Raw genomic sequence first — 13,198 nt, 5'->3', positions numbered from 1 at the left:
GGCGAATTCGAGGAGGACGCGTGCGGCGAATCATCCTGGCCACCGCGCTCATGCTGGGCCTGATCGCGACCCCGGCGGCCGCCGACCCCCTGGTCATGCCGCACGTCGTCGTCACGCACCACACCGGCTGGGCCGAACTCGTCATCAGGAAAGCCGGCGGCACGGTCGTCGCGAGCTACCCCCAGATCGGCGTCGTCGTCGCGTACACGGCGAAGGACGACTTCGCCGCGAAGCTCCGGAAAACTCCGGGCATCGACGCCGTAGGCGCGACGCGCACCGCGAAGATCCCGAAGGAGTTCTTCGCGCCCCGCGAGGACCTCCGCTACACCGGCCCGAACTCGCCGAACTCCGGCCAGGTCCCGCCCGAGGGCACCGCCTGGGACGTCCCGGCCCTGCACCTCCCGGAAGCCCACCAGGTCACCGACGGCAGCAAGCGCACGGTCGTCGGCGTCCTCGACGTCGGCGTCGACGACACCCACCCCGACCTGGAACCAGCGTTCGACCGGAAGGACTCCGTCTCCTGCCTGTCCGGCCGGCCCGACCGCGGCCCCGGAGCCTGGCGGCCCACCCTCGACGGCCACGGCACGCACGTCGCGGGCACGATCGCCGCGGCCCGCAATGGCTCCGGCGTGGTCGGCGTCGCTCCGGGGGTCAGGATCGCCGCGGTCAAGCTCGCCGAACTCGACGACACCGAGACGGCCGAGAGCATGGTCTGCGGGTTCGTCTGGGCCGCCGAGCACGGCTTCGCCGTGGCCAGCAACAGCTACCGCTCGATCCCGTGGCGCTACAACTGCGACGACCAGCCGGACCAGGCCGCGGCGAAGCTCGCCGTCGGCCGGGCGGTCGCGTACGCGCAACGCCGGAACGTCCTCGTCGTCGCCTCCGCCGGCAACGCCGGGATCAACCTGGACACCCGCTCGGTGGACAAGGAGAGCCCGGCCGACAGCACGCCGGTGGAGCGCCGGATCGACCCGACCTGCACCCGGCTGCCGCACGAGCTGCCCGGCGTCGTCGGCACCGGCGCCCTCGACGAAAAGCTCGTCAAGGCGAGCTTCTCCAACTACTCGGCGTCCCGGATCAGCGTCGCCGCACCCGGAGCGCGTGTCTGGTCGACCTGGCCGAACGGCGAGTACCGGTCCGCGAGCGGCACGTCGATGGCCGCCCCGCACGCCAGTGGCGTCGCCGCCCTGATCGCGAGCGAGCACCCGCACTGGAGTGCCGAGCGGATCAAGCGCGCCCTCTTCGCCACGGCGACGCCGTTGTCCTGCCCGGACACCACCTGCGCGCCCACGAAGGAAGGAACGACCTACTACGGCCACGGGATGGTCGATGCGGCGAGGGCCGTCGGCGCGGGATGATGGCGCTCGTGCTCGATCACCTCGTCTACGCCGGCCCGGACCTCGCCGACGCCGTCGCCCGGGTCGCCGCCCTCACCGGCGTCACGCCCGCGCCCGGCGGCCGCCACGTCGGCGTCGGCACCGCCAACCACCTCGCCGGCCTCGGCGCGGGCGCGTACCTGGAGGTCATCGGCCCGGACCCGGAGCAGCCCGACCCCGAGGTGCCCCGGCCGTTCGGCATCGACGAGCTGACCGAGCCCGCGCTGGTCGCCTGGGCCGTCCGCACGACGGATATCGACGTGACGGTCGCGAAAGCCCGCGCCCACGGCTTCGACCCGGGCGACCCGAGGGAGATGTCCCGCGAGACCGGTGACGGCGAAACGCTGCGCTGGCGCCTGACCCCGCCGAGTGCCCCGGGGACCCTGCACCCGTTCCTCATCGACTGGGGCAGCACCCCGCACCCGACGACGCGGGACCTGCCGTCCCTGCCGCTGCTGATGGTCACCGGCACCCACCCGGACCCGGATTCGGTGCTCGCGGTGACCGACGCGCTCGGCCTCGAACTGCTGGTCCGCCGCGCGGACAAAGCCGGCCTGACGGCGGCCCTCCGCACCCCGGAAGGCCGCCAGGTCGCCCTGAGTTAGGCCTTGCCCTCGCGCCACAGGTTGGTCATCGGCAGCCGCCGGTCGCGGCCGAACGCCTTGAACGTGATCTTGGTGCCCGGCGGGTACTGGCGGCGCTTGTACTCGGCCTTGTCGACCATCCGCACCACGCGGTCGATGGTCTCCGGGTCGAAGCCCGCGGACACCAGGTCGGCGTACCCGCGGTCGCCCTCGACGTAGTCGTCGAGGATGTCGTCGAGCAGCTCGTAGTCCGGCAGCGAGTCGGTGTCCACCTGGCCCGGCCGCAGCTCGGCCGACGGCGGCTTGGTGATCGAGTTCTCCGGGATCGGCGGGGTTTCGCCGTTCTTCACCGCTTCGGCGTTGCGCCAGCGGGCCAGCTGCCACACGTGCGTCTTGAAGACGTCCTTGATCGGGGCGAACGCGCCGACCGCGTCACCGTAGATCGTCGAATACCCGACAGCCAGCTCGGTCTTGTTGCCGGTGGCCAGCACCAGATGACCGTCCAGATTGGACAGAGCCATCAGCAGCATGCCCCGCGTCCGCGCCTGGATGTTCTCTTCCGCCAGTCCCGTCAGGGAAAGCTGGTCGACGTACACCCGGACCATGTCCTCGACCGGCTCGACCCGGTAGTGCGCGCCGATCCGCCGCGCGAGGTCGGCGGCGTCGTCCTTCGAGTGCCCCGACGAGTACTTCGACGGCATCGAGACGCCGTAGACGTTGCCGCCGCCCAGCGCGTCCGCCGCCAGCGCGGCGCAGACCGCCGAGTCGATCCCGCCGGAGAACCCGAAGGTGACCGACGAGAACCCGTTCTTGTGCACGTAGTCCCGCAGCCCGACGACCAGCGCGTGCCACACCTCGGCCTCGTCGGACAGCGGCTCGCTGATCACCGGCGTGGCCGTCGGCTCGTACGCGGGAAGCGGGTCCTCGCTGAGCACCCGGCGCCGGACGGCCAGTCCCTCGTACGAGCCGTCGCCCGCGTACCCGGTCTTCGGCAGGTCCATGTCCAGCACGAGCAGGTGCTCGACGAATTGCGGCGCGCGGGCCAGCAGCGTGCCGTCGGCGCCGACGACGAGCGAGTCGCCGTCGAAGACGAGGTCGTCCTGCCCGCCGATCTGGTTGGTGTAGACCAGCGGCGCCCCGGCTTCGGCGGCGCGCCGGGCGATGAGCGGCAGCCGCTGCTCGTCCTTCGACCGCTCGTACGGCGACGCGTTCGGCGCCACGACGAGGTCGACGCCGGCCCGGCCCAGCGCCGAGATCGGCCCGCCGTCCTGCCAGATGTCCTCGCAGATGACCATGCCGATGTCGAGCCCGTGGAACCGGACGACGTCGAGCGTGGTGCCCGCCTTGTACCAGCGGTGCTCGTCGAAGACGCCGTAGTTGGGCAGGTGGTGCTTGAACTGCCGGGCGACGACCTCGCCGCGGTAGAGCGCCGCGGCGGCGTCACGCGGGCCGATGTCGTCGAGGTCGAGGTAGCCGATGTAGGTGAGCACCTCGCCGCACCCGGCGTCGTCGAGCCGGCGCGCCAGCGACTCGACGCCCTCGCGCGAGGCGGCGGCGAAGGTCTTGCGGAGCGAGAGGTCCTCGATGGGGTAGCCGGTCAGGGACATCTCGGGGAAGACGACGACGTGCGCGCCGGCTTCGGCGGCCCGCCGCGTCCATTCGACGTGCAGCTCGGCGTTGCCGTCGAGGTCGCCGACGGTGGGGTTGACCTGGGCGAGCGCGATGCGCAGTTGCGGCATGCCGCCATTCTGGCTCACCGTCACCCGGAAGGCCGAGCGAATGTGGGGGAAATCGAAAGGCCCCGCCCGGCGAACCGGACGGGGCCTCCCGAACACCGGGCTACTTGCGCTTGATCATGCTCCGGACCTTCTTGATGGTCTGCTCGAAGTCCGAATCGAACGGGTTGTCGTGGACCAGGTACGTCCACGTCGTGTTCGCGCGCCGGACCCCGGCGTCACCGAGGTCGATGCCCTCGTCGGTCAGCTCCGCCTCTTCGAGGGTCTTCGCGGCCCGCGAGTCGGCCTCGCCGATGATCTTGTGGAACTCGGGGATGGCCGCGCGGTGGAACTCGTCCAGCGGCGTCTCGCGGGCCAGGGCCCGCAGGTGGATGCTCTCGCGGACGTCGGTCAGGTACGCCAGGTGGTCCGACCACAGCTGGTCGATGTGGAACAGCAGCACCTCGCGGCACATCTGCTCCAGCTTGTCCTGGTCGTCGAGCTTCTCCTTCAGCTCGCCGAACTTCTCCGGGTGCGCCTTCTCCAGCACCTCCGCCGCGTACGCGGTGCGAAGCACCTTGTCGCGGTGCACCAGCAGGTCGCGCCGTTGCCGCTCGATCAGCCGCGTGTAGCGCCAGGTGTTGCGGTGGATCTCCAGGTCGACGCCCTCGGCGACGCGCTGGGCGTGGTTGATCTGCCGCAGCGCGGCCGGGTCGGTGATCTCGCCGGTCTCCTCGTCGGCGGCGATGCCCTCGGGCACGTCCGGCGCGTTCGACAGCACGAGTTCGTCGTTCAGGCTCGCGAAGAAGATCGCGCTGCCCGGGTCGCCCTGGCGGCCGGAGCGGCCGCGCAGCTGGCCGTCGAGCCGGCTCGACGGGTACCGCGCGGTGCCGATGACGTGCAGCCCGCCCAGCTCGACGACCTCGTCGCGGTCGGCGCCGTCGGTGCCGCCCAGCCGGATGTCGGTACCGCGGCCCGCCATCTGCGTGGACACGGTGACCGCGCCCTTCTTGCCGGCCTCGGCGATGATCGCGGCTTCTTCGGCGTCGTTGCGCGCGTTGAGCACGACGCACTCGAGGTCGACCTTCGCCAGCTTCTCGGCCAGCTCTTCGGACTCGGCGACGTCCTGGGTGCCGACGAGGATCGGCCGCCCGGTCTCGTGCACCGTGCGGATCTCCTCCTCGATCGCCCGCAGCTTCTGCGACGGCGAAGCGAAGATCCGGTCTTCGAGGTCTTCGCGGATGTTCGGCGTGTTCGGCGGGATGACCGCGACCTCGAGCTCGTAGAACTCCCGCAGCTGCTCGGCGACGGCGACCGCGGTACCGGTCATGCCGGCGACCTCCGGGTAGCGCGCGAGCAGCGCCTGGACGGTGATCGAGTCGAGGATTTCGCCGCGGTCGGTCGCGGTGACCTGCTCCTTCGCCTCGACGGCGGCCTGGAGGCCGTCCGGCCAGCGCTGCAGCTCGGCGACCCGGCCGCGGGCGGCGTTGATCAGCTGGACCTTGCCGTCGCGGACCAGGTAGTCGACGTCGCGGGTGAGCAGCGCGTGGGCGTGCAGGGCGACGTTGACCGCGGCCAGCCGGTCCGACGCCTGCTCGTTGAACAGGTCGTCGACCTCGATGCCGAGCGACTTCGCGACGACGGACGAGCCGGCGTCGGTCAGCCAGGCGTTGCGGCCTTCGCTGTCGGTTTCGTAGTGCAGGTTGAGCCGCAGCCGCCGGACGATCTTCGCGACCTCCTCGTCGGCGTCGCTGCGGTCGATCGAGCCGGCCATCACCAGCGGGACGCGGGCCTCGTCGACCAGCACCGAGTCCGCCTCGTCGACGATCGCCACCTCGGGGTCGGGCTGGACCAGGTCGTCGACCTTCGTGACCAAGCGGTCGCGAAGCACGTCGAAGCCGATCTCGGCGACCGCGCCGTACGTGACGTCCTTCGCGTACGCCTCGCGACGCTCCTCGCGCGAATGCGACGGCTCGACCCAGCCGACCGACACGCCGAGCAGCGCGTACACCGGCCCCATCCACTCCGCGTCGCGGCGGGCCAGGTAGTCGTTGACCGTGACGACGTGAACGCGCTTTCCGCGGATGGCGTACCCGGCCGCGGCCAGCGCACCCGCGAGGGTCTTGCCCTCACCGGTCTCCATCTGCACGACGTGCTTGGTGAGCAGGCCCATCGTGCCGAGGATCTGCACGTCGAACGCGCGCTCGCCCAGCGCCCGCCGGGCGGCCTCGCGGCCCAGCGCGCACACCTCGATCAGCTGGTCGTCGCCGAACGCGGTGTCCTTCAGCGTCTCGCGGAGCTTGCCCGCCCGCTCGGTCAGCTCCTCGTCGGAGAGCTTTTCGAGCTCGGGTTCGAGCTTCTCGACCGCGGGCAGCAGTGCTTCGTAGCGGGTCAGCTCGACGCTGCCCGGCCGCTGGATGATCCGGCGGAGCTTCTTGCCCACCCGGCTGATCAGTGCTGCCACCCCTGGTCTCCCGTTCTCTCTCGCTCGACCGGCCTCCACCACCCAACGCGACGGTGGTGCGTTCGAGTTCCGCGGCCGGATGGGACGATCCAACCGTGTTCCCACATCCCAGCGCCAGGTCCCATCGTCGCCGGATCACCGCGATCGCGACGTCCGTGCTGCTCGCGGCCTCGCTGGCCGCGTGCACGTCCTCCGGCAAGACCGAGCCGCCCGCGCCGACGACCGAGTCGCACCCGCCGTCCGGGCCGGTGCCCGCCGGGCTGGAGCGGTTCTACGGCCAGAGCCTGACCTGGGCCGACTGCGCACCTTACGCGACATCGGAAGACGCGCGATCGGCGTTCCAGGCGAAGGACATCCAGTGCGCGCGGCTGACCGTGCCGCTGGACTACGCGAAGCCGGCGGGGGACACGATCACCCTGGGCCTGCTCCGCCGCAAGGCCACCGGTGACCGGATCGGGTCACTCGTGGTCAACCCGGGCGGCCCGGGCGCGTCGGGCATGGTCGCGGCCGCCGGCCTGATCAAGCCGGTGACCAGCACCGGCCTGGGCAAGCGCTTCGACCTGGTCGGATTCGACCCGCGGGGGATCGGGGCCAGCCAGCCGGCCATCCACTGCCTCACCGATCAGGAGCGGGACGCCGACCGCGCCGACGACAGCGAAACCGACGGCTCGCCGGCCGGCGTGCTCAAGCAGGAATCGCAGGAAAAGGACTTCGCCGCCAAGTGCGCCCAGCGCACCGAGGACGGCACCGGGATGCTGGCCAACGTCGGCACCCGCGACGTCGCGAAGGACCTGGACGTCCTCCGCTCGGTCCTCGGCGACCAAAAGCTCACCTATTTGGGCTACTCCTACGGCACCCGGATCGGGGCGGCCTACGCCGAGGCCTTCCCGCAGAACGTCCGCGCGATGGTCCTCGACGGCGCCGTCGACCCCGAGCAGGACGCGGTCGAGTCGCTCGTCGCGCAGGGGCAGGGGTTCGGGACGGCGTTCACGCAGTTCGCGAAGTGGTGCGCGGCCCAGCAGGACTGCGCGCTCGGCGCGGACGCCGGCGGCGCGGTCCAGGCGTTCCAGGCCCTCACCCGGCCGCTGATCGACTTCCCGGTGCCGGTCGGCGACGGCCGCAAGCTCTCCTACGAGGACGCGACCACCGGCGTCATCCAGGCGCTCTACCAGGAAAGCCTCTGGGACACCCTGAACACCGGCCTCAACGAGCTGAAGCAGCAGCGCGGCGCGACGCTGGAGAAGCTCGCCGACATCTACAACGAGCGGGACTCCGACGGCAGGTACGGCACCACCCAGGACGCCTTCACCGCCGTCCGCTGCGTCGACGACCCGCGCGTCACGGACCCGGCCGTCATCCTCAAGGCGCAGGAGGAGTACGTGAAGGTGGCGCCGTTCCTCGACGACGGCCGCCCCGCTTCGGCGGCGCGGGACGCCTGCGCGTTCTGGCCGGTGCCGAACACGTCGGAGCCGCACGTGCCGAACGTCGAAGGCCTGGCGAAGACGCTGGTCATCTCGACGACCAACGACCCGGCGACGCCGTACCAGGCCGGCGTCAACCTCGCGAAGGGCCTGAAGGGGGCGCTGCTCACCTTCGAGGGCACCCAGCACACGGTGTTCCTGCAGGGCGTGAAGTGCGTCGACGAGGCGGGCACGGACTACCTCGTCGACGGCACCGTGCCGCCGGACGGCAAGCGGTGCACGGGCCAGTAGCTAGGACTGCTGCTTCGTCAGCGACAGCTCGATCATCACCGGGCTGAGGTGGTTGTCCGGCGGCGGGATCTGCACCCACAGCCGCGCGAAGCGCCGCGGGCCGCCGTCGTCGGACACCCACACCTTGACGGTGAGGTCGGCGTCGACGACGGCGAGCACGCTGTGTGCGACAGCCGCGGGGACTCGCCCGGCGACTCGCAGCGCGGGCGCGCCGTCGACGTTCTCGCGGCCTTCGGTACCGGCGTCGGCCACCCCGTCGAGCAGCCGTTTCAGCCCGCCGCGCGGGCCGAGGAAAGTGTTGACCGGGTAAGGCGGCTTCTGGCCGTCGCGCACGTCGAAGGGGAACTTGGTGTGCCCGCCGGTGGTGCTGTCGTCCTGGACGTCGACCGTGCCGGTCGCGCGGCCGCCGTCGTCCAGGGTCGCGTCGCCCTCCATCTGCCGGAGCGGGAAGCCCGGCAGCACGCCGTTGACGCCCGCGGCGAAGTGCACGCTCCGCACCGAAGCGAACGACGTGGCGGCCTCGCGCACCAGGTCGGCGCCCGCCGGGAAGGGGCCTCGCGTATCGGGCGAGCCCGTGCAACCGGCCGTCAGGAGGAGCGCGAGCAGCAGCGCGAGGCGGGGCATGGCGAGAGCCTACTGTTGGCCTGAATCTTGCGGATGATGTCCTTCCGGCCACTTCCGCCGTCACCGCGCGCGCGGTGAAACTGCCTGGGTGATTGTTGAGACCCGTCCCGCCCCGAAGCTGCACCGCGCGTGGCTGATCGCCGGCGCCGCCTTCGTCGCGCTGCTCGCCTCCGCCGGCTTCCGCGCCGCCCCCGGCGTCCTGATCGACCCGCTGCACGAAGAGTTCGGCTGGTCCCGCACCACCATCAGCTCCGCCGTCTCGGTCAACCTCGTGCTCTTCGGCGTCTTCGCGCCCTTCGCAGCCGCCCTCATGGAGCGCTTCGGCATCCGGCGCGTTTCGGCGACGGCGTTGACCGTCATCGCCCTCGGCGCAGGCGGCACGGTGTTCATGACCGCGAGCTGGCAGCTCGTGCTGTGCTGGGGCGTGCTGGTGGGGCTGGGCACCGGCTCGATGGCCATGGGGTTCGCCGCGATGGTCGCGACGCGGTGGTTCGTCCGCAGCCGCGGCGTCGTCACCGGCGTCCTGACCGCCGCGGGCGCCACCGGCCAGCTGATCTTCCTGCCGCTCATCGCGAACCTGGCGGTGAGCTCCGGCTGGCGGACGGCGTCGCTGGTGATCGCCATCGCCGCGCTCGCCGTGGTCCCGGTGGTCCTGCTGGTGATCCGCGACCACCCCGCCGACGTCGGCACCACGGCCTACGGCGCTCCGGCCGACGCGGAGGTGACGCGTCCGGCGCCGAACACCGGGTCGGTCCGCCGCGCCCTCTCCGTGCTGGCGCAGGCGGCCCGGACCCGGACGTTCTGGCTGCTCGCCGTCGGCTTCGCGATCTGCGGGGCGACGACCAACGGCCTGGTCGGCACCCACTTCGTCCCGGCCGCGCACGACCACGGCATGCCGCAGACGACCGCGGCGAGCCTGCTGGCCCTGGTCGGCGTGTTCGACGTCGTCGGCACGATCTTCTCCGGCTGGCTCACCGACCGGATCGACCCGCGGATCCTGCTGGGCGTCTACTACTCCCTGCGCGGGCTCTCGCTGGCGCTGCTGCCGCAGCTGTTCACCGACTCCGTGCAGCCGAGCATGTGGGCGTTCATCCTGTTCTACGGCCTCGACTGGGTGGCCACGGTCCCGCCGACGGTCGCGCTCTGCATCCGGGCGTTCGGCGACGCCGGCCCGATCGTGTTCGGCTGGGTCTTCGCCTCCCACCAGCTCGGGGCCGCGTTCGCCGCGTCGGCCGCCGGCCTGGTCCGCGACCAGCTCGGGAACTACACCCTGGCCTGGTACTCCGCGGCGGTGCTCGCCGTGATCGCGTCGGCCGCTTCGCTGGCCATCTCGCGGGCGAAGAAACCCGTTGCGGTGCTCGCGACGTGACTTCGGCGGCGTCGGCGCGTCGCGAAACATGCCGTTAACACGCTGTGGTTAGGGTGCGGCCATGGATCGCCAGCAGGAATTCGTGCTCCGCACGCTCGAGGAGCGCGACATCCGTTTCGTCCGTCTCTGGTTCACCGATGTGCTGGGGTTCCTCAAGTCCGTCGCCGTCGCGCCGGCCGAGCTCGAGGGCGCTTTCAACGACGGGATCGGCTTCGACGGCTCGGCCATCGAGGGCTTCGCGCGCGTCTACGAATCCGACATGGTCGCCAAGCCCGACCCGGCCACGTTCCAGGTCTTGCCGTGGGAAACCCCCGACGGCGGCCCCTACTCGGCCCGCATGTTCTGCGACATCGCGATGCCCGACGGCTCGCCCTCGTGGGCGGACCCGCGGCACGTGCTGCGCCGCCAGCTGTCGAAGGCCGCCGAAGCGGGCTTCACCTGCTACGTCCACCCCGAGATCGAGTTCTTCCTGCTCTCGAACATGCCCGACGACGGCAGCGAGCCGGAGCCCGCGGACAACGGCGGCTACTTCGACCAGGCCAGCCACGCCACGGCGACGCACTTCCGCCGGCACGCCATCGAGACCCTCGAGGCAATGGGCATCTCGGTGGAGTTCAGCCACCACGAAGGGGCACCGGGCCAGCAGGAGATCGACCTCCGCTACGCCGATGCGCTGACGATGGCCGACAACGTGATGACGTTCCGCTACGTCGTCAAGGAGGTCGCGCTGACCCAGGGCGTGCGCGCGACGTTCATGCCGAAGCCGTTCACCGACCAGCCCGGCTCGGGGATGCACACGCACGTCAGCCTGTTCGAAGGCGACCGCAACGCCTTCTACGACGCCGAGGACCCACACGAGCTGTCGGAGACCGGCAAGGCCTTCGTCGCCGGCGTGCTCCACCACGCCAAGGAGATCTCGGCGGTCACCAACCAGTGGGTGAACTCCTACAAACGCCTGATCAGCGGCAGTGAGGCCCCGACGACCGTCTCGTGGGGCCGGGCCAACCGCTCGGCGCTCGTCCGCGTCCCGATGTATTCACCCGGAAAGGCGTCATCCCGACGGGTGGAAATCCGTACGCTGGACTCGGCGTGCAACCCGTACCTGGCGTACTCGGTCATCCTGGCCGCCGGGCTCAAGGGCATCGAGAAGGGCTACGAGCTGCCGCCACCCGCCGAGGACAACATCTGGCAGCTGAGCGACGCCGAGCGGCGTGCCGCCGGGTACGCGCAGCTACCCCAGAACCTGGGAGAGGCACTGGCTGAGATGGAGAAGTCCGAGCTCCTGCCGGAAGCGCTCGGCGAGCACGTCTACGACTTCTTCCTCCGGAACAAGCGCGTGGAGTGGGACAACTACCGCAGCGCGGTCACCCCGTACGAACTCCGAACGCTCCTCCCGGTGCTCTGATGGGGCGGCGGCCGGTGTTCCTCGCGATCCTGGCCGCCGCACTCGTGCTCGTCCCCGCCGCGCCGGCGGCTGCGGCCGCCGCGCGCTTCGACCTCGACTCCGCCGACATCCCGGCGCTGCAGGCGCGGATGGCGTCCGGCCGGCTCACCGCGGTGGGCCTGACCAGCACTTATCTGGACCGGATTCACCGAATCGACGGTAAGGTCAACGCCGTCCTGGCGCTCAACCCGGCGGCTCTCTCGCAGGCTTCGGCCAGTGACGCGCGACGGCGGACTCACCGTCTGCGCGGTCCCCTCGACGGCATCCCGGTGCTGGTCAAGGACAACGTCGACACCCGCGACCAGTGGACGACGGCCGGATCGCGTGCCTTGCGCAGCTATCCGGCGAAGGACGCCACGCTGATCACCCGCCTGCGTGACGCCGGCGCGGTGATCCTCGGCAAGGCGAACCTGTCCGAATGGGCGAACTTCCGCGCGGCGAAGCCGACGTCGGGTTGGTCGGGCGTGGGTGGCCAGACGAACAACCCGTACGTGCTGGACCGCAACCCGTGCGGGTCGTCCGCCGGGTCGGCGGCCGGCGTGGCGGCGACACTGGCCCAGGTGGCGATCGGCTCGGAGACCGACGGCTCGATCGTGTGCCCGGCCGGGATGACCGCGACGGTCGGGCACAAACCCAGCCTCGGCCTGGTCAGCCGCACCGGCGTGGTGCCGATCTCCGCCGAGCAGGACACCGCGGGCCCGATCGCCCGCAACGTCGTCGACGTGGCGCTCACGCTCTCGGTCCTGCAGGGTCGTGACCGATCGGACCCGGCGACGCTGACGTACCCGCGCACCCAGCCGAGGGACTACGCGAAGTTCCTCCGTCCGGGTGTTCTGCGCGGCGCCCGGATCGGCCTCTGGCGGCTGCCGGTCCTCGGCCCGGAGACCGACGCGATCATGACTTCGGCGCGGAACTCGCTGGTCAAGGCGGGGGCGACGGTCGTCGAAGTGACGTTGCCGTACCAAGCGCGGCTGGGGGAGCTGGAGTTCCCCGCGCTGCTCACGGAGTTCCACCGCGACATCGACGCCTACCTGGCGACCCGCCCGACCGGGCCGCGGAACCTGGCCGAGCTGATCGCCTACAACCGCGCGGACCCCCTCGAGCGGACGTGCTTCGCCGGGCAGGAGCTGTTCGAGCAGGCGCTGGCGGCGCCGCCGCCCACGGACCCGGGTTACCTGGCCGGCCGGGCGGAGTTGTCGGACCTGGCTCGGCGATCTTTGGACGAGACGCTGGCCGCGTACCGCCTGGACGCGATCGCGTCGCCGACCAACCCGCCGGCGTGGAAGACCGATTGCGCGGTGGGCGACAACGACGTGATCCCGTCCTCGACCCCGGCCGCGGTCGCGGGCTACCCCGACGTGACGGTCCCGGCGGGGTTTGCCGGACCCCTCCCGGTGGGCATCTCGTTCATGGGGGCCCGGTGGTCGGACGCCCGGATGCTCGCCTTGGCGGCGGACTTCGAACGGGTCGCGCCGGCGCGGCTTCCGCCCCGGTACCTGCCGACGGTGGGGTCGTAGCCCTCCGTAAGCACTCTGACCAGCGGAAATGGCGTTAAGTGACCCCCCTGTTTTGGGGCGGTTCGGGGGCATGTAATCTTCTCTTCGTCGCCAGGAACACCGGGTCACACCGGGGCCGCAAGCCCCAAGAGACCAGGCCGGGACGAGCGGGTTGACACCGCGGATCGGACCGGGTAATGTTCAGCGTCGGCCCACGAGCGGCCGCCGACCCCCTACGACTAAACCCGTAGGATGAGGCATGCTCGACCAAAAGCTTGTGAATATCGCTTGGAACAACTGCCGAGGATATAACCGCTGATAAGGCGGTGAGTCCGGAGTGTGTTGCTTGAGAACTCAACAGTGTGCTAGTGAACTAAGCCAGTAGAGCTTATGTATTGAAACCTCGTATGAGGT

The 13,198-nt window shown here is 71.0% G+C and carries 9 protein-coding genes; 6 read left to right on the top strand and 3 right to left on the bottom strand.

The window, feature by feature from the left end; translation table 11 throughout:
• The first annotated feature begins 20 nt into the window (after positions 1–20).
• Positions 21–1,358 carry a S8 family peptidase gene (locus IE317_RS31980; RefSeq protein ID WP_229903030.1) on the top strand — a complete coding sequence of 446 codons (1,338 nt, stop codon included), beginning with the start codon at positions 21–23 and terminating at the stop codon, positions 1,356–1,358.
• Positions 1,359–1,366: 8 nt separating this feature from the next.
• A complete protein-coding gene (locus IE317_RS31975; RefSeq protein ID WP_229903029.1) occupies positions 1,367–1,981 on the top strand; it encodes a VOC family protein in 615 nt (204 codons plus the stop codon).
• Here IE317_RS31975 and IE317_RS31970 read toward each other — a convergent pair.
• Entirely contained in the window at positions 1,978–3,699 is a 1,722-nt protein-coding gene (locus tag IE317_RS31970) for an NAD+ synthase (RefSeq protein WP_191315090.1), read from the bottom strand. The genes IE317_RS31975 and IE317_RS31970 overlap by 4 nt on opposite strands.
• A 100-nt stretch (positions 3,700–3,799) precedes the next feature.
• Positions 3,800–6,139, bottom strand: a complete 2,340-nt coding sequence (gene secA2, locus IE317_RS31965; RefSeq protein WP_191315089.1) for an accessory Sec system translocase SecA2 — start codon at positions 6,137–6,139, stop codon at positions 3,800–3,802.
• A gap of 155 nt (positions 6,140–6,294) precedes the next feature.
• Between secA2 and IE317_RS31960 the strand changes: the two genes are divergently transcribed.
• The gene (locus IE317_RS31960; protein ID WP_191315149.1) at positions 6,295–7,851 is read left to right on the top strand and encodes an alpha/beta hydrolase; all 1,557 of its coding nucleotides are present in this window, start codon (positions 6,295–6,297) and stop codon (positions 7,849–7,851) included.
• On the opposite strand, the gene IE317_RS31955 is transcribed toward IE317_RS31960, so the two are convergent.
• Positions 7,852–8,475 (bottom strand): LppX_LprAFG lipoprotein, encoded by a 624-nt coding sequence (locus tag IE317_RS31955; RefSeq protein WP_191315088.1) that lies wholly within the window; start codon positions 8,473–8,475, stop codon positions 7,852–7,854.
• An 88-nt stretch (positions 8,476–8,563) separates the two neighbouring features.
• Between IE317_RS31955 and IE317_RS31950 the strand changes: the two genes are divergently transcribed.
• The 3 genes from IE317_RS31950 (at position 8,564) to IE317_RS31940 (ending at position 12,805) form a co-directional block, all read left to right on the top strand.
• Positions 8,564–9,844: an MFS transporter gene (locus IE317_RS31950; RefSeq protein ID WP_191315087.1), complete on the top strand. Its 1,281-nt coding sequence runs from the start codon at positions 8,564–8,566 to the stop codon at positions 9,842–9,844.
• A gap of 61 nt (positions 9,845–9,905) precedes the next feature.
• Positions 9,906–11,249 carry a type I glutamate--ammonia ligase gene (glnA, locus tag IE317_RS31945; RefSeq protein ID WP_191315086.1) on the top strand — a complete coding sequence of 448 codons (1,344 nt, stop codon included), beginning with the start codon at positions 9,906–9,908 and terminating at the stop codon, positions 11,247–11,249.
• Positions 11,249–12,805, top strand: coding sequence for an amidase (locus IE317_RS31940; RefSeq protein WP_191315085.1), 1,557 nt, complete (start codon positions 11,249–11,251; stop codon positions 12,803–12,805). Before glnA ends, IE317_RS31940 begins: the two co-directional genes overlap by 1 nt.
• The last annotated feature ends 393 nt before the right edge of the window (positions 12,806–13,198 follow it).

Source organism: Amycolatopsis bullii (assembly GCF_014654205.1).
Taxonomy (GTDB): domain Bacteria; phylum Actinomycetota; class Actinomycetes; order Mycobacteriales; family Pseudonocardiaceae; genus Amycolatopsis; species Amycolatopsis plumensis.
Note: the sequence above shows the minus strand (reverse complement) of the source record. Positions and strands in the feature narration are given on the sequence as shown.